General features: G+C 57.7%; 15 protein-coding genes, 1 tRNA gene and 1 pseudogene. 11 read left to right on the top strand and 6 right to left on the bottom strand.

The window, feature by feature from the left end; translation table 11 throughout:
- Positions 1 to 6 precede the first annotated feature (6 nt).
- Entirely contained in the window at positions 7 to 1,212 is a 1,206-nt protein-coding gene (gene carA, locus ACTJKV_RS07435; RefSeq protein WP_113327966.1) for a glutamine-hydrolyzing carbamoyl-phosphate synthase small subunit, read from the bottom strand.
- A gap of 326 nt (positions 1,213 to 1,538) precedes the next feature.
- Between carA and ACTJKV_RS07440 the strand changes: the two genes are divergently transcribed.
- From ACTJKV_RS07440 to ACTJKV_RS07455, 4 genes are all read left to right on the top strand, one after another.
- On the top strand, positions 1,539 to 1,991 hold the full coding sequence (locus ACTJKV_RS07440; RefSeq protein WP_062440409.1) for a GatB/YqeY domain-containing protein: 453 nt from the start codon (positions 1,539 to 1,541) through the stop codon (positions 1,989 to 1,991).
- Positions 1,992 to 2,390: 399 nt separating this feature from the next.
- Positions 2,391 to 4,376, top strand: a complete 1,986-nt coding sequence (gene dnaG / locus ACTJKV_RS07445; protein ID WP_274102113.1) for a DNA primase — start codon at positions 2,391 to 2,393, stop codon at positions 4,374 to 4,376.
- Positions 4,377 to 4,870: 494 nt separating this feature from the next.
- Positions 4,871 to 6,925 (top strand): RNA polymerase sigma factor RpoD, encoded by a 2,055-nt coding sequence (gene rpoD / locus ACTJKV_RS07450; protein ID WP_111846872.1) that lies wholly within the window; start codon positions 4,871 to 4,873, stop codon positions 6,923 to 6,925.
- A 115-nt stretch (positions 6,926 to 7,040) separates the two neighbouring features.
- On the top strand, positions 7,041 to 8,042 hold the full coding sequence (locus ACTJKV_RS07455) for a DUF930 domain-containing protein (protein ID WP_440598579.1): 1,002 nt from the start codon (positions 7,041 to 7,043) through the stop codon (positions 8,040 to 8,042).
- Between the two features lie 205 nt (positions 8,043 to 8,247).
- On the opposite strand, the gene ACTJKV_RS07460 is transcribed toward ACTJKV_RS07455, so the two are convergent.
- Positions 8,248 to 10,800 (bottom strand): HWE histidine kinase domain-containing protein, encoded by a 2,553-nt coding sequence (locus ACTJKV_RS07460; protein ID WP_274102115.1) that lies wholly within the window; start codon positions 10,798 to 10,800, stop codon positions 8,248 to 8,250.
- A 298-nt stretch (positions 10,801 to 11,098) separates the two neighbouring features.
- On the opposite strand from ACTJKV_RS07460, the gene ACTJKV_RS07465 reads away from it, so the two are divergent.
- Complete coding sequence (locus tag ACTJKV_RS07465; protein WP_274102116.1) at positions 11,099 to 11,521, top strand: secondary thiamine-phosphate synthase enzyme YjbQ; 423 nt, start codon at positions 11,099 to 11,101, stop codon at positions 11,519 to 11,521.
- A 128-nt stretch (positions 11,522 to 11,649) separates the two neighbouring features.
- A complete protein-coding gene (locus ACTJKV_RS07470) occupies positions 11,650 to 11,994 on the top strand; it encodes a hypothetical protein (protein WP_062426460.1) in 345 nt (114 codons plus the stop codon).
- Positions 11,995 to 12,119: 125 nt separating this feature from the next.
- On the opposite strand, the gene ACTJKV_RS07475 is transcribed toward ACTJKV_RS07470, so the two are convergent.
- On the bottom strand, positions 12,120 to 12,854 hold the full coding sequence (locus tag ACTJKV_RS07475; RefSeq protein WP_274102117.1) for an SIMPL domain-containing protein: 735 nt from the start codon (positions 12,852 to 12,854) through the stop codon (positions 12,120 to 12,122).
- 180 nt (positions 12,855 to 13,034) lie between these two features.
- On the opposite strand from ACTJKV_RS07475, the gene ACTJKV_RS07480 reads away from it, so the two are divergent.
- Positions 13,035 to 13,110 (top strand) — tRNA-Ile (locus tag ACTJKV_RS07480).
- Positions 13,111 to 13,310: 200 nt separating this feature from the next.
- On the opposite strand, the pseudogene ACTJKV_RS07485 reads toward ACTJKV_RS07480, so the two are convergent.
- Positions 13,311 to 13,661: pseudogene (locus ACTJKV_RS07485) on the bottom strand (tyrosine-type recombinase/integrase); the annotation flags it as partial.
- A 94-nt stretch (positions 13,662 to 13,755) separates the two neighbouring features.
- Between ACTJKV_RS07485 and ACTJKV_RS07490 the strand changes: the two are divergent.
- Positions 13,756 to 13,941 carry a hypothetical protein gene (locus ACTJKV_RS07490; protein WP_440598580.1) on the top strand — a complete coding sequence of 62 codons (186 nt, stop codon included), beginning with the start codon at positions 13,756 to 13,758 and terminating at the stop codon, positions 13,939 to 13,941.
- A 312-nt stretch (positions 13,942 to 14,253) separates the two neighbouring features.
- On the opposite strand, the gene ACTJKV_RS07495 is transcribed toward ACTJKV_RS07490, so the two are convergent.
- Together ACTJKV_RS07495 and ACTJKV_RS07500 are read right to left on the bottom strand one after the other, a co-directional pair.
- Positions 14,254 to 14,520 (bottom strand): helix-turn-helix transcriptional regulator, encoded by a 267-nt coding sequence (locus ACTJKV_RS07495; protein WP_274102120.1) that lies wholly within the window; start codon positions 14,518 to 14,520, stop codon positions 14,254 to 14,256.
- Positions 14,521 to 14,530: 10 nt separating this feature from the next.
- Positions 14,531 to 14,749, bottom strand: a complete 219-nt coding sequence (locus ACTJKV_RS07500; protein ID WP_274102121.1) for a helix-turn-helix domain-containing protein — start codon at positions 14,747 to 14,749, stop codon at positions 14,531 to 14,533.
- 95 nt (positions 14,750 to 14,844) lie between these two features.
- On the opposite strand from ACTJKV_RS07500, the gene ACTJKV_RS07505 reads away from it, so the two are divergent.
- From ACTJKV_RS07505 to ACTJKV_RS07515, 3 genes are all read left to right on the top strand, one after another.
- On the top strand, positions 14,845 to 15,255 hold the full coding sequence (locus ACTJKV_RS07505) for a helix-turn-helix domain-containing protein (RefSeq protein WP_036585387.1): 411 nt from the start codon (positions 14,845 to 14,847) through the stop codon (positions 15,253 to 15,255).
- Positions 15,252 to 15,605, top strand: a complete 354-nt coding sequence (locus ACTJKV_RS07510) for a hypothetical protein (protein WP_274102122.1) — start codon at positions 15,252 to 15,254, stop codon at positions 15,603 to 15,605. The genes ACTJKV_RS07505 and ACTJKV_RS07510 overlap by 4 nt, the downstream gene beginning before the upstream one ends.
- Positions 15,606 to 15,684: 79 nt before the next feature.
- Positions 15,685 to 17,007, top strand: coding sequence for a type II toxin-antitoxin system HipA family toxin (locus ACTJKV_RS07515; RefSeq protein WP_274102123.1), 1,323 nt, complete (start codon positions 15,685 to 15,687; stop codon positions 17,005 to 17,007).
- The last annotated feature ends 8 nt before the right edge of the window (positions 17,008 to 17,015 follow it).

Here is a 17,015-nt window from a genome sequence, read left to right on the forward strand (position 1 = left end):
GTCTTATCAGCGCTCTGCGAGGGCCGGTTCGCCCTTCTTCTCACGCAGCAGGTTGACGAAGCGGCGGAAGAGGTAGTGGCTGTCCTGCGGGCCGGGCGATGCTTCCGGGTGGTGCTGCACCGAGAAGACCGGCTTGCCAGTGATGCGCAGGCCGCAATTGGTGCCGTCGAACAGTGACGTGTGAGTCTCTTCAACGCCTTCCGGCAGAGACTTCGCATCCACCGCAAAGCCGTGGTTCATGGACACGATTTCCACCTTGCCGGTGGTAAAGTCCTTGACCGGGTGGTTTGCGCCATGGTGGCCCTGGTGCATCTTCTCGGTCTTCGCGCCAACGGCAAGGCCGAGCATCTGGTGGCCGAGGCAGATGCCGAAGATCGGCAGATCGGTCTTGATCAGGTTCTGGATGACCGGCACGGCATAGGTGCCCGTTGCAGCAGGGTCTCCCGGGCCGTTGGAAAGGAAGACGCCGTCCGGCTTCAGCGCCATGATGTCTTCGGCAGAGGTCTGGGCCGGAACGACGGTGACCTTGCAATCCAGACCGGCGAAGAGACGCAGGATGTTGCGCTTCACGCCGAAGTCGACGCAGACGACATGGTACTTGGCATCCTGCTCACCGAGCGTGCCGTAACCTTCGCCCCAAACCCACGGCGTTTCGCTCCAAACGGAGGACTGACCGGAGGTGGCTTCAATGGCGAGATCGAGACCGACGAGGCCGCTCCAGGCCTTGGCTTCAACCTTCAGCGCTTCGATGTCGAAAACGCCGTTCGGGTCATGGGCGATTACTGCGTTCGGAGCCCCGTTTTCGCGGATCCAGGCGGTGAGCGCGCGGGTGTCGATGCCGCACAGCCCGATGATGCCGCGGCTCTTCAGCCAGTCGTCGAGATGCTTGACGGCGCGGTAGTTGGACGGGTCGGTGATGTCCGCCTTGAATATGACGCCAACCGCGCCGTGGCGTGCTGCCGGCGTCAGGTCTTCGATATCTTCGTCATTGGTGCCGATATTGCCGATATGCGGGAAGGTGAAGGTGACGATCTGGCCGAGATAGGACGGGTCGGTCAGGATTTCTTCGTAACCCGTCAGCGCGGTATTGAAGCAGACTTCCGCCTGAACCTTGCCTGTCGCGCCGATGCCGGTTCCCTCGATCACGGTGCCATCTGCAAGAACGAGCATGGCGGTCGGTTTGCGTGTTGTCCAGGGAGCTGTCTCGGTCATCTCGTTTTCCGTTTCTGCCGGTCCGGCCCGCCTCTTGAAAGGCAGGACGAAAGCGGTCATGTTTTCTCGCGGAGCAAGGACGCGCGAAAGCCTTCGCGTCGTAACCTTCGTTAAATTCTCGTGCAGGTGCCGGAAAATAACGGAAGCGGTCCGTGCGGTCAACCGCGGGGCCGGCGAATTCGCAGGAATTAAAAGCAAGCGTCTTCAAAGACTTGAGCAAAGGGTTTGCCGATTGACGCCTGCTCGTTTATGTCACCCGCACAATTGTTAAGGAAAGTTTTGGGCTGGAAATATCTTCACGCCCGGCTTTCCAAGGAGAAACTGAGATGATCCGCGATACATTCGCAAGCGCCCTGAAAGAAGCCATGAAGGCCAAGGATGCCCTTCGCCTGTCGACGATCCGTCTGGTGCAGACGGCGATCAAGGATCGCGATATCGCCAATCGCGGCGTCGGCAAGGAGCCTGTTTCGGATGAGGAAATCCTGCAGATTCTCGCCAAGATGATCAAGCAGCGCGAAGAATCCTCTTCCATCTATGAGAAGGCAGGACGCGAAGAGCTTGCCAAGCAGGAGCGTGACGAAATCGCCATCATCAAGTCCTTCATGCCGGAAGAAATTCCAGAAGCGGAGGTTCGTGGAATCATCGAAGGTGTGATTGCCGAAACTGGCGCATCGGGCCTGCGGGACATGGGCAAGGTAATGGCTGTTCTGAAGGAGCGCTATCCGGGCCGTATCGATTTTGGCAAGGCATCGGGACAGATCAAGGATTTGCTGAAGTAAATCCAGCCACCGTTGTAAGACGATGAAAATAAGAAAGGCAGGGCCTATGTGGGAGCCCTGCCTTTCTTTTATCGGAAGGTGCGCCTGCGGACTGGCGACCTCTTATCGGGCGAGCGGTGGGGGGATTTCGCCCGGGCCTTCCGATGGTACTCATCACTCTCGACCTCATGTCGATGAATAGAGATTGCCACGCGTGCCGCTCCTCTTCAAATTACAAATAGGTAATTTGGGCGGTTGGTTTCTGCCGCAATTTCGCCCGAAGTTTCGATAGAGCCCCTGCTTTGCGTTCAATGACGGACACTGTGAATAACGTGTACGAGGACGCGTCAGGCTTGGTATTTGGCAGCCGACAGGCTTATATAGAAGATCGCCGGATGGCCGGCAGAGATTTCAGGTACAATGCGCTTTTCAGACTCCTTCCTCGAAGACATATGCGACCGGGTGAACATCTCCGATGTCATCGGCAAACGCGTGACGTGGGACAGGAAGAAGAGCAACGCTTCGAAGGGCGACTATTGGGCCTGCTGCCCCTTCCATGGCGAAAAGAGCCCGAGCTTCCACTGCGAGGATCGCAAGGGGCGTTACCATTGTTTCGGTTGCGGGGCTTCCGGTAATCATTTTCGGTTTCTGACAGACCTCGACGGTCTGACCTTTTCAGAAGCTGTGCAGCAGATTGCTGACATGGCGGGTGTTGCCCTGCCACAGCCGAGTGTGCAGGCTGAGCGGCGCGAGCGCGAGCGGACCTCGCTTGAGGGCGTCATGGAAATGGCGACTCTGTTTTTCCAGGATCAGTTGCAGACGTCGGCAGGGGCGAGAGCGCGTGCCTATCTGCGCGATCGTGGCTTGACCGGACGCACCATTGAGACCTTCCGCCTGGGCTATGCGCCGGAAAGCCGCAATGCGCTGAAAGAGCATCTTGCGGCCAAGGGGATCTCCAAGGAGCAGATGGAGGCCTGTGGCCTTGTCGTGCATGAGAACGTGCCGGTCTCCTATGACCGTTTTCGCGACCGCATCATGTTTCCGATCCTGTCGTCGCGCGAAAAGGTCATCGCCTTTGGCGGTCGTGCCATGGCGGCAGATGCGCTGGCGAAATATCTGAATTCGAACGAAACCGAACTCTTCCACAAGGGCAGCGTCCTTTACAATTTCGCCCGTGCGCGCCGCGCCACGCAATCCGCCGGCACGGTGATTGCGGTGGAAGGCTATATGGATGTGATCGCGCTTTATCAGGCGGGCGTCGAAAATGTCGTGGCGCCACTTGGTACGGCGCTGACCGAAAACCAGCTTGAGCTTTTATGGAAGATGGCGTCGCAGCCGGTACTCTGCTTCGATGGTGACGGCGCCGGTATTCGCGCCGCCAACCGTGCGGCGGATCTGGCGCTACCTTATATCAAGCCCGGACGCTCGGTCAGCTTCGCGCTGCTTCCCGACGGCAAGGACCCGGACGATCTCGTGCGCCACGAGGGCAGGGCGCCTTTCGACCGCGTGCTCTCCGAGGCAAAGCCGCTGGCTGCGATGATCTGGAGCCGTGAGACGAGCTCGACCGCTTTCGATACGCCGGAAAAACGCGCCGAGCTGGAAAACCGGCTCCGCCAGATCGTGTCGGTGATTGGTGACGAAAGCGTGCGCCGCTTCTACCAGCAGGATATGCGCGACCGGCTGAATGCGTTCTTCCAGCCGCAGTTTCAGCGCGGCGGCAACAACATGCCGAACCGCAACTTTGGTCGCGGTGCGCAGCCCAATGGCAGGAATGGACAACGAGGGCAGGGTGCAGCCTCTCCAGGCGGTGGCGGGCGGATTTCGGATCGGCTGAGCCAATCCGGTCTGGTCAAAGGCTATCTGACGGCGCCGGCGCTTCGCGAGAGCGTTTTGGCACTGACCATCGTCAATCATCCGCAGCTGCTGCTGGAGGAATATGACGAGATCGCCGCCATCGACTACGAGAACCGCGATCTTCAGCGGCTGTGGTCGCAGGTGCTGACCTATGCGGCGGAGAATGCGGCGGAGCTGTCTCGTACTGGCCTGATGGAGCGGTTGGAGGCACATGGTTTCGACGCGATGGTGAAGGCGATGAACCAGCAGGTGCGCAATGCACGGCTTTGGACCGCGACTGAGCAGGCAGCACCGGAGGATGCGCGCGAGTGTTACATTCAGGCGCTATCGCTGCACAAGCGTACCAAGGCTCTGCGCTGGCAGATGGTCGATCTCGAACGGGAAATTGCCGAGGCCATCGAGGCCGGAGATAGCGAACGCGTCACTTTGCTGATGCGGGCTCTTTCCGAGGTACAGCTTGAAATCGGCCGGATGGAAAACCAGGAGGCGATCATCGACGGCTTCGGTGTGATGTCGGGCAGGGTGAAGGGTCCCGCTTACGGGCATGGGTGAAGCGTGTTTCGATGGTGGAGATCGGTCGCTCAGGCGCTAGCGTCTTGGGTTGTTGCCCGTCCTTACCGCAAAATCGCGTGACGCATTCCTGCAGCGTGCATTCGTTGTTTCGACGCGCTCAGGCTTGCCTTTTGTAATTATTGCCCTAAATAGGGGATAAGTTGGTGAAGGCCCGCAAAATGTTGCCGCTATGACGGCTTTTTCGGTTTTTAACCCTAGGTCTGGCCGGAAAGGCTTGACGTAACGGGAAATAGCGGGAATCACCATTTCAGGAAAAGTAAGGTGGAATGGACCTTGGCGGATCGAAACTGCATGAGCATGTATTTCCGAATGCACTGTCTTAAGGTTCCTCCGGTAAGTGCCGCGTTTAATCGGCAGTTAAAGATCATTCCGTTAGGTGTTTGACGTGATTCGGGGCTGTCGCCGGAAACCTTTCCAAGGTGGACGGCGTTGGCCCAAGGCGGATGTGAGCGTCAGGGAAAGCGACGAGATAGATGGCAACCAAAGTCAAAGAAAACGAAGAAGCTGAAAACGAACGCGATGGCGCGACGGATGGGCCGCTTCTCGATCTTTCGGATGACGCGGTCAAGAAAATGATCAAGGCCGCCAAAAAGCGCGGCTATGTCACCATGGATGAACTCAACGAAGTTCTGCCATCCGATCAGGTCGATCCCGATCGCATCGAAGACATCATGGCGATGCTCAGCGAAATGGGCATCAACGTGGTCGAGGACGAAGACGCCGAGGAAGCTTCCCCCGAGGCTGACAGCGACGATTCCGACAGTGACGAGTCCGAAGGTGGCGAACTTGCGCCTTCGAGCGGCACGGCACTTGCGGCCGCCAAGAAGAAAGAGCCGACCGACCGCACCGACGACCCGGTGCGCATGTATCTGCGCGAAATGGGCTCGGTGGAGCTTCTGTCGCGCGAAGGCGAAATTGCGATCGCCAAGCGCATCGAGGCCGGCCGCGAGACGATGATCTCGGGCCTCTGCGAAAGCCCGCTGACCTTCCAGGCGCTGATCATCTGGCGCGACGAACTCAACGAAGGCACGACGCTGCTGCGCGAGATCATCGATCTCGAAACCACCTATTCCGGTCCCGAAGCCAAGGCTGCACCGCAGTTCCAGAGCCCCGAAAAGATCGAGGCCGACCGCAAGGCTGCCGAAGAAAAGGAAAAGACCCGCCGCGCCCGTAACCCGGGTGGCGATGACGACGTGACCAATGTCGGCGGCGAAGGCCTGCCACCGGAAGAGGAAGAAGAGGACGACGACGAGTCGAACCTGTCTCTTGCCGCCATGGAAGCGGAACTGCGTCCGCAGGTCATGGAAACGCTGGACACGATTGCCGATACCTACAAGAAGCTGCGCAAGCTTCAGGATCAGCAGGTCGAGGCGCGTCTTGCCTGCACGGGTACGCTGTCCACCGGCCAGGAGCGCCGCTACAAGGAACTGAAGGATCAGCTGATCACGGCGGTGAAGTCGCTGTCGCTGAACCAGAACCGTATCGACAGCCTTGTCGAGCAGCTCTACGACATTTCCAAGCGCCTGATGCAGAACGAAGGCCGCCTGTTGCGTCTTGCCGAATCCTACGGCGTGAAGCGCGACAGCTTCCTCGAGCAGTATCATGGTGCGGAGCTCGATCCGAACTGGATGAAGTCGATCGCCAACCTTGCAGCCAAGGGCTGGAAGGAATTCGCGCGCGAAGAGAACAACACGATCCGCGACATTCGTCAGGAAATTCAAAACCTGGCGCAGGAAACGGGTATCTCGATCGCTGAATTCCGTCGCATCGTTTCGATGGTGCAGAAGGGTGAGCGCGAGGCACGCATCGCCAAGAAGGAAATGGTGGAAGCCAACCTTCGTCTGGTGATCTCGATTGCCAAGAAGTACACGAACCGTGGCCTGCAGTTCCTCGATCTCATTCAGGAAGGCAATATCGGCCTGATGAAGGCGGTCGACAAGTTCGAATATCGTCGCGGCTACAAGTTCTCGACCTACGCCACATGGTGGATTCGTCAGGCGATCACCCGCTCGATTGCCGACCAGGCACGCACGATCCGTATTCCGGTGCACATGATCGAAACGATCAACAAGATCGTTCGGACATCTCGCCAGATGCTGCACGAAATCGGTCGCGAACCGACACCGGAAGAACTGGCTGAAAAGCTGGCGATGCCGCTCGAAAAGGTCCGCAAGGTTCTGAAGATCGCCAAGGAGCCGATCTCGCTTGAGACGCCCGTGGGTGACGAAGAAGATTCGCATCTCGGTGACTTCATCGAGGACAAGAACGCGCTTCTGCCGATCGACGCCGCCATCCAGGCGAACCTTCGCGAAACCACGACCCGCGTTCTCGCATCGCTAACGCCACGCGAAGAGCGTGTGCTGCGCATGCGCTTCGGTATCGGCATGAACACCGACCACACGCTGGAAGAAGTCGGCCAGCAGTTCTCGGTCACGCGCGAACGTATCCGCCAGATCGAGGCGAAGGCACTGCGCAAGCTGAAGCACCCGAGCCGCTCGCGCAAGCTGCGCTCGTTCCTCGACAGCTGATCGGCAGTCGCACAAGATTTAAAACCCGGTCAGACGATGGCCGGGTTTTTTGCTTTCATGCGGTCAAAGTTTTCACGCCGGGGCCGATTTTCGGTCGCTTGAGATGTCAACGCTTATGGAAACACCCCTGAAACAGAACATGCGGCGACCAAGAAACTGGATCATCCCAGCGTCTGTGCTGCTGCATGTTGTGCTCATCGGGGCACTGTATTTCTACGGCGACTATGAGGCTTCTATGCCCGTTGAGCCGGAGAGCGTGAGCGTGGAACTGGTGGACCCTCCGAAGGAGGAGCCGCCACCGCCATCAGAGGAGAAGAAGGCGGAAGAAGCGAAGAAGCCGGAACCACCGCCGCCGCCGCCGGATAATCAGCGCGCGGCCAGCCTTCCCAGCGTTGCCATTCGTCCCGACAAGACGCAGCTTGATGCGCGTGATGAGCCAGGGGAACAAACGGACCAAGGCGGGCAGGAACAGAGACAGCCGGGTCAAGGAGCGGTTCCAGAAGCGCAGAAAGACGAGATGGTTGCCAAGCAGGAGCCGCCGGCAACTCCGGTCGCACCTTCACCATCAACGCCAGTGTCTTCCGAAGCTTCTGCAATCCCTGCCAATGCCGCAAATGGTGAGATCGCGGCCTCTCAGAACCCGCCTGTTCAGGATCAGATTGCCACTGTGGTGCCTGTGCCAAGGCCAGATCCGAAAGAACTCAAGCCCTCGCAAGCGGATGCCCCGGCCTCCGGTGAGGGTAATCCAGAGCTGAAGCCCGCAAAAAAGATACTGGCAAGCGGTAAGCGCCCGAAACCGATGCTTAGACAAATCATGGGGAAGTTGCCTCCGCAAGAGCGCGTCGCGCAACTATGTATTGCGGAGACGATGGCTCAAATCAGAGTAAACAAGGGTAGTTTCATCGGATTGCAGCCGCATACGGGCAAAGACTATCCAATCGCTGGCAACCTCATGAACGCCAAGGGTGCGTTCAATGTCGGCAACAATACATGGTTCGCTGTCGACTACCGGTGCGAAGTGGACATCGACAAATACATTGTAACGGATTTCCGTTTTCACATCGGTGGCCAGTTTGCACCAGAAGACGTCAAGCGCCTCAAGCTTCCAGAGGGTTGATAGCGTGCAGAGTACTGGTCGGAAGATCGTCAGCGACCCCTGTGAATGGGACTTGAAGCGAGAATACCACCCTAAAAGTGCCCTATAGCACGGCCCGAAAATCGGCATCGATTTCCGGAAAAGTGCGATACGCAGATTTTAACAGTGGGGCGCGTCCTTCGTTCGTCCAATAGGACGCACGGCACTCTAGACGCCGCTCGGCGTTTTACGCGTCGACCTTTTTGCCAATGAGCTTGCCGATAGACGACAGCAAGGAATCCTCGTCATAGGGCTTGCGGATGATCGGCACATGCGCCAGTTCGCCCGGTACCATGATGCCGTCGGCGTAGCCGGTGGCGAACATGAAGGGGATTTCGCGTCTCAGCAACTCGTAGGCCACCGGGATTGAGGTATCGCTGCCGAGATTGATGTCGAGAATGGCTATGTCCGGCTTGGCCGTCTTCAGCTTTTCCAGCGCCATTGCGGAAGATGTCGCGGTTTCGATGTCGGTAATGCCATGCTGTTCCAGCATGTACTCCACGTCCATGGCGATCAGCATCTGATCTTCAACGAGAAATACGTTCAACTTTTCCTCCGGGGAATAGGATGCGAAATCGACTTTTCCGCCGATCTGCGTGTCGTTGGTCGTCTCCACGACACTGACCGAGGCATGGCGCGCGGGGATGAGAATTTGTGCTTCCAAGCCATGGGGCAGATAGTCGATGCGGCTTTTGCCACCGAGGTCATAGGGAACGCTGCGGCTGATGAGTGCCGTTCCGAAGCCGGTTTTTGCTGGCGGCGTTATTCTGGTGCGGGCCTTTTCCTGCCAATCGAGCACGACGTCACGCCGCTCGTTGAGGCGCCAAGAAACAGACAACTCCCCGCCGGCATGGGCAAGCGCGCCGTATTTGGCGGCATTGGTGGCCAGTTCATGCAGGACGAGTGCCATCACTGAAAAGGCGCGCGAATCCAGCACCACGGCCGGTCCATCTAGCGTAATCACGGTTTCCGGCGAGCGATGAGGAGAAAGCTCTGCCTCCAGCAGATCCTTCAACATGCCACCACCTTCGCCGCGCACCACCTGATCATGGGCGAAGGAGAGCGCCTGGATGCGTCCCTTGAGCGCCGTCACATATTCCTGCAGGGTGCGGCCTTCCTGGGTGGGGTTGCCCACCAGGGATTTGATAATGGCCAGCACGTTCTTGACGCGGTGGTTCAGCTCTTCGTTCAGCATGCGTTGGCGTACTTCTGCCTGCGCTCTCTCGTCCGCCATCAACTCGCTATGGCGGAATGCCACCTCCACCAGCGCAACGCGCGCCGCTTCCGCAATCTGCCGGTCTTCGTCCGTCCAGGGCTGGGCCTGTTTGTGAACGGTTTCCTTCCAGATGGCGAAGCTCTTGCGCGGTGTCAGACGGTCACCCATAGGGCCTGTCTGATAGGATTTTTCTGGATTGCCACCCCAGTTCAGCGTCTGGATCAACTCCTTGCGAAAGAACAGGAGATAATCGTTCTTCACCTGCGAGAGCGAAACGGCCATCAGGCCCGCCGTCACGCCGCTATACTCCTCGGCCTCGGGCAAGTGGTTGAAGAGCGCATGGGTTGCCCACACCTTGCCCTCTGCCACGGAGTGCAGAAGCCTGCCGATGTGCGGAATGGCGGTGTCCGGCGGCGTGCTGCCGACGCTATACCAATTGTCGTTCATCAACAGACCGACGCCATCGCAGGGCATCAGTGTTTTGAAGTCATGCAGGTTGTCCGCCAGCAGCTCTTCGATATTCGTCTGGTGGGTGGCAAGACGCAGGAATCGATCAAGTGCTGCGTGCGCGTCCTGCGCGGTCATCAGCTTTTTCTGCTGCTTGAGTGCCTGCAGGTGGAGGGAAAAAAACTCGCCGAACATTTCCGCCGCAATGCGCACCGGCATGGGCAGGATCCGCGGAGAATAATGGTGACAGGCAATCAGCCCCCACAGTTCCCCCTCGACAATGATGGAGATCGACATGGAGGCCGACACACCCATATTGCGAAGATATTCCAGGTGAATGGGCGAGACGCTGCGCAGATGGGCGTAGGAAAGATCCAGATGCTCTCCGGATGCGTCGAGACGCGGGATGACTGGGACCGTTTCACCCTCTGTGTTGGAAATGATGCGCAGCGTGTTCTTGAGATACAGCGCGCGCGCCTGCTGGGGAATGTCGCTTGCCGGAAAGTACTGGCCGAGGAAGCTCTCGAGCGCGGGCTGCTTTGCTTCCGATATGACCTTGCCGGCGCCATCCTGCTCGAAGCGGTAGATCATCACCCGGTCATAGCCGAGCATTGCCTTGATCAGACGGGATGTACGGGAAATCAGACTGTCGACATTGTCGGCTTCGCGAATGCGATCGATCATCAACTGGGCCGTGTGAAGAGGCTGCGCCTCATCGGTCGCCGTTTCCAGCTCGATGATCGTGACGGACTTATAGCGATGGATTGCAACATCATAGGCTCTGCCATTGCCCATGCGAACATTGGGCAGAAGGGCGGCGCGGTTGCTGTTTGCCGTCACCGTCAAGGCATTGCGCAGATCGTGCACGGCCGTATTGCCGAAGATCTCTTCGGTCTGGCGCCCGGTTAGGTCGCCTGCAATGCCAAGAAAGGCCTCGCAGTTCTCTGAATAGCGAAGGACGGTGCGCATTGCGTTATCGCACACGATCAAACATCCATGCGGCTGAATGCTGCCTGGAATGTGAATCGGTTCTCTATCGCAGTTTGTGAGATCGACCTTCTCGTCTAAAGGCATCATGGGTCAGTGTTCCAAGCGCAGTGTTATGCTGGACTGCAGGTGGGCCGCTCTTTGAAGGGAAGAGTTGGGCCAGTGGAAATCCCTTGTTATCTCTCTCCCTAAAGGAGAGGGTGCAAAGGTCCCAGAGCCGTTGTCTTGCATTTCGTCAAAAGTGCATATTCCAAGTTCTTCTGCGCTTGCAAGGCAATTCATAGATCGTCTCGTCCGTGGGGTGTGCGTCCAGTACGCACCGACTTTGCCCATAGTGAGCAATAACGGCCAGCTTTTACTTTGGTTCCAGCAATAGGAAAGAATAATTATGCCACAAAAGACGATTGAACTGAGCACTAGGGGACAGGGTCTTTACGAGTTTACCGATGAAGCTGCCGCGTTCGTCAGGAATGCCGGGATGGAGGAGGGGCTTTTGACGGTGTTCGTGCGGCACACCTCCTGCTCGCTGATCATTCAGGAGAATGCCGACCCGGATGTGCAGCGTGATCTCAAGACATTCTTCTCGCGCCTCGTGCCGCCGTCCAGCGATCCGACGATGCGCTGGGTCGTCCATACGATGGAAGGACCGGATGATATGCCGGCACACATCAAGGCGGCGCTGACGCAGGTCTCGATCGGCATTCCTGTGTCCGCGGGCCGGATGATGCTTGGCACGTGGCAGGGCATCTATCTTTTCGAGCATCGGGATCGTCCGCACCGGCGCAACGTGGTGCTGCATCTTTCCGTTTGAGAGTTTCTCTTGCCTGAACGATGGGTGAATGGCCGGTTCTGATCATGTTCAGCAGCCCTTGATTAGTGTCTGCTCAATCGGTCCGGCGCAAATGCCAGGCCACGGTTTTTAGAAACGGAGCAAGACCCATGATTGGCAACTTTGTAAAAGCAGGTTTGGCAGCCCTTATCGCACTTGGCGGTGTTTCCGCCACAGCCACCAGCGCCTCTGCCGACGGTTTCCGGTACGGCATGTATGTTCAGGATGGCTATCGCCATGGCGGCCACGGTGGTCCGGGTTGGGGCCGTCCGGATCGTGGTCGTGATCGCTGCTCGCCTTGGCTTGCAGAAGAGAAAGCAAGCCGCATGGGCATTCGTCGCGCTCGCGTTGTCGATGTTTCGCCGCGCCGCGTCGTTGTCGCCGGCTTCGATCGCTACGGCCGCGACCGCGTCGTGTTCGCCAATGTTCGTGGCTGCCCCGTCATCCGCCGCTAATTCCTGATCGCTAATCCGATCAGAACAATGCCCCCGTCATGAGAATGGCGGGGGCAATTTTGTTTTGGCCGATTTCAGCATCGAGCTTGGGGAAGGGCGCGCTTGGGAGGCGCGCCCTTTCTGATTTATTGCTCGATGGCGAATGTCACATTGACGTTGATGACATAGGTATTTTCGCCTGCGGCAATCGGCACGCTGTCTTCCTTTTGCATGGTGGCGCGCATCATCGGTGCGGGAACCGGCAGTGGCCGAGGGCTGTTCTCGCTGATCTCAAGAACGCGTCCGACCTTCACACCAGCGGCTTCGGCCAGCGTCTTTGCCTTGGCAACGGCGTTCTCCACCGCCTTCTTGCGTGCATCGGTGAAGACCGCTTCCGGATTGTCGTTAGTGAAGGCGATATCGCCACCCTGGTTGATGCCGAGCTTCACCGACGTATCGAGAATCGCGCCGAGCTTGGTCAGGTCCCGCACCCGCACTGTCAGCCCGTTCGTAACCTGATATCCGGTGATTTCCGGCGGAATATAGACACCATCCTTCGGTTCGAACTGCTTGTAGACGGGCTGCACCGAAAAATTGGAAGTCTGCAGATCGCGGTCGGCAATGCCGGCCTTCTTCAACGCTGCCAGAACTTCCGTCATCGCCTTGTTGTTTTCGCTCAAGGCCTCGGCGGCCGTCTGCGCCTGCTTCAGGACACTGAAGGAAAGAACGGCCATATCGGGAGCGGTAGAGGCGTTGCCTTCGCCCGAAACCGTAATCGTCGCTTCGCGCGGCTTGGCGTCTTGCGCAACGGCTGCGAATGGCGCGAGCGCGGCAAGCGTGACGGAGCCAATAGCGATCGAACGAGCCAGTCTGGATACCATGAAAAAGTCCTCTGTTGATGTCCCTCTACATCCTATGGCTTTAGATTATGAGACTATTACGGCATAGATTGTGTCCGCTGATTTTCAACGGCTTGTCGCACCGGAAAAATTGCGTTAGAGCGAGACCCACGCACCGGCTGGACCATTGCAGCCTTGCGCATCGACGCGTCTTGCATCGAAGGGCCTGTAGCTCAATGGTTAGAGCCGGCGGCTCATAACCGCTTGGTTGGGGGTTCGAGTCCCTCCGGGCCCACCATTTCTGTCTTCGGACGTTGTTTTTCCATCGTTTTTTCCTCGATTTGTCTCACCGGAATTCCGGTTCGATGAGAGTGGGACATTTTTGCGGGCCACATAGGTCTTCCGGCGTTCGAAACCGGCATCAATTATGCGCTTGGATTGAGCGGCTTTCGTGTAGTGCTGCGCCATCTTGGAATCAGACCAGCCGAAGATCGCCATCAACTGATGTTCGGTAGCGCCTGCCTCGGCGAGGATTGTTGCGGACGCCTTTCTCAGGCCGTGCGACGAGCATTCCGGCAAATCGGCGTCATTGCACCACTGGCGCATCTTGTTGCCGAACCCGTTCCCGCTGAACGCCTTGCCGTATTCGGTAACAAGGAAGGTCGGCTGATCATGCGTGATCGCGTCCAGCGCCTCGCGTAGCTCGTCTGTGACAGGCAGGCTGAGGGACTGTGCATATTTGCCTGAGCCCTTCTCCGGCATGAATTCGATACGGTCGCCGACCAGGTTCCGCCAGCCGAGCTTGACGAGATCGGAGCGCCTCACGCCCAGATTCAGCATCAGTTCCATTGCAAGCCGGGCTGTGGAGCCGAGCGGATAAGCAGCACGATAGCGCGCCAACTCCGCTTCGCTCCATGTGTGGAAGCCGGGAGACTTATGGATTTTGGTGACGCCGTTCGCGGGGTCGAAGGTCGCCAGTTCGGCGCTGATAGCCCAATTGAAAAGCGCCTTCAGATATTTCACCAGCTTGTCAGCCGCACCGGGCGTGCCGCTGCGCTTCATCTGGCTGGCTTCGATGTCGGATTTGCGAATCTTCTTTAACGGCAGTTCGCCCACATTGACGCAATAGCGATTGAGAACGCTCTTCTTGTCTTTCTGCGTGGCCGGAGACTGGCTTTGAAATGCCTTGGACCGATAATAGGTCTCGACTAGCCAGCGAACCGAGCCGGGCTCCAGTCTTGAAATCGGGACCGTCTTTTCACCACGATCGCCAGCGAGCACACGGTGATATTCCTCGGTAAATGCCTGGGTGACGCTGCCGGCCTCGTCCAGATAGGCGGACGTCATCCGGTACTTCGGCATACCTGGCAGGCGGAGATAAAACCGCTCGTTGCCGTGCCGATCGACATCCCGCGAGCAATATTTGAAGGGGACGCGCTGGCTACCCAACCGCGTAATCAAACGGGTTTTCGCCATCGTCTTCGTCTCCGCTCAAGCCCTGCTCTTTGATGTCGTACCAAGACGCCCGGATTTCCTCGGCATCCCAACGGCGCAACGCGCCGATCTTCACACCTTTCGGCATCAGGCCACGGCGAACCCAGTCTTCAAAGGTGCCCGTCGAGACGTCGAGAAGTTCCGCCGCACGGACGCGGCTAACCGCAACCTTGTAAATGGGCCGTGGGGCCAGCGCTTCAGCTTGCTGCTTCATGTGCCGCTCCTCACGCTTTGGAGGCGTTGTCAGCAAGTGCCAAAGCCTTCTGCTTGGGCTCGACCATATTCGCCGCAAGATACTCATCCACGGCGTTTTCCGGCAGAAACAGGCTACCGCCGATCCGGACATGACGGATCTCCTGCTTGGCGATCAGGTTCCGGATGCGAGCAACCGGCCATCCGGAACGATCTGCGAGTTGTTTGGGTGATAAAAGCTGAGAATGCATAACTGCCCAACTCCATAGAGATAATTCGACACAAGACAGAACGAATCATATAATCGCACTAACCGCAACAGTTTTATCGCATTCGAGATATTTTGATGCAAGACGGATTTATGGAGGCGATGGGGCAAAGGCTTGGGAAAATTCGAAAGGATTCCGGGTTGAAGCAAGTGCCCTTTGCCGAAGCGCTTGAGGTCTCGCAAAGCGCTTACAACACTTACGAGCGCGGAAATCGCGAGATGCCCGCGAAGCTTCTCCGCCTTTTGCATTTAAAATTCAATGTGAATCCCGCCTGGATGCTTACGGGAGAAGGAAGCCCCTACAATCGGGACAAGGTCGACTTGTATCACCAGGTGACGGGGGCGGTTAACGCTTTCATCGCGAGGGAAAACTGTCAGGTGGAACCGGATAAGCGCTTGAAGCTCATCCGGTTCCTGATCGACTACGCCGAACAGCACGGCGAATTCACAGAGGAAATCGCAGAAAAATATTTGAGGTCAGCGATATGAGTAAATCGAGCTTCGAAGAGCAGATAATGCAGGGCGCCTACGCCCTTTGTCGCCAGCGCGACCAACTGGCATCCGAAAAACGAAGGCTGGCAAGGCAGTTGCGCTATACTCAGCACTCGGTCCGACTCAAAAGCCTTTCAAAGCAATACGATTTCGGGATGGTCTTCTTCGCTGCAATGGGAGCCGTTTCGCTCATCTTGTTCGACGCAAACAGCGGCTCCGAAGCTTGGTTGACACCAGTGCTGAGCCTGTCGCTCATTCTGTTCGCGTGTGGCAATGCGCTGCGTGGCCGGAAGATGGTCAGCCGTATCAGAAGCTTTGATGACCGCTTCGGTAGCTGGCAGTTCTGAAGGCAATTATTCAACCCACTTTGATGGGTTGAATAATTTTAAAAAACGCATTATTTGAACCATTGAAAGGGGTCAATTAATGCGCTTAACGCTCCAAACCCATTTTGACGGTGAGTGGCATCACGCTGCGACATTGGAACTCAAGGACGACGCGGCCGGCTTCCAGGGCGCGTCGATCGTCGATTACGATCTCGACTATTTCGTCACCGTGGCATCGGCGGAGTTCTCTGCTGGAAAAACGGTTCGTGATCATCGCGCCTTATCCGTCCGCTATCCCGTCGATCTCGAAAATCGATATAGCCGCAGCTGGCCGCCCTTCCTCTTGGATCTTATGCCTCAGGGGCATGCACGGCGAAAGCTAGCCGAGCACCTCGGTCTTACAGAAGGCTCGCGCGCTTCTGATCTGCCACTGCTTCTCCGATCGGCGACAGGCGGCATCGGCAATATCCGCATCAAAGAAGCGGCGGACGCCGAAGCTGAACGGCTGTGCGGTGTCGAGCGCCAAGGTGTGACAGAGGCGGAAATCCTTGAGCGGTCGGATCGCTTTATGGAAGTCGCCGATCGCTTCGGAATGCTGGCCTCCGGCTCAAGCGGCTTGCAAGGCGAATGGCCGAAGGTCTCTATGACTCAGGCGAAGGATGGGCTCTACTATCCCGACAGCTTCGTGGCCGATGATGAGGCCATGCGCCACGTCATTGTCAAGCTGGTCCGCAGCAACGAGCCTGTGGATCGCCTTATCCTCGAAGGAGAAGCCCTCTATTCGCGGATCGCGCAAGAGATCGGTCTGAATGTCAGCGAACCTTCGACCTATGCCGAAGGCGTCCTTATCATTCCCCGTTTCGACCGGAAGAAGAGAGAAGGCGGCGGAACCGTCCGACTGGGGCAGGAAAGCCTGGTGTCCGCGATCGGCGTTGCCGATTTCGGCCATGTCGGCACGCATGAGGCCTATATCGACGTTCTACGCCGATATTCGGCCGATCCCTTCGCGGACATTGTGGAATACCTGAAGCGCGACATAGCCAACCTAGCCCTCGGCAATCCCGACAATCACGGCCGGAATTCCGCTCTCAGCAAGCACCAGGACGGCACGATCCGCCTGTCCCCGCTGTTTGATTTCGCTCCAATGCGGCTAGCCAAGGAGGGAATCGTTCGCTCCACCCGCTGGGCCATGATGCGTGACGGCGGTCGGGATCATCTTCCCGATTGGACGCGGATTTGCGCCGAACTGATGCCTGATCCTGCTGAGCACAGTGCGCTCGCAGCTACGCTTGCCATGTTTGCCGAACACCTGCGTCAGGCACCAATCATTGCGAAAGATTTGGGCGCGTCTCCGGACATTCTGGATCGTGCAATGGGGCGCTGTATCGCGATAGCGGACAGCGTTCTGGCCGCGTGTCAATGATGGCAAAG

Origin of the sequence: Agrobacterium sp. 22117, from assembly GCF_052045735.1 — a bacterium.
Classification (GTDB): Bacteria; Pseudomonadota; Alphaproteobacteria; order Rhizobiales; family Rhizobiaceae; genus Agrobacterium; species Agrobacterium cavarae.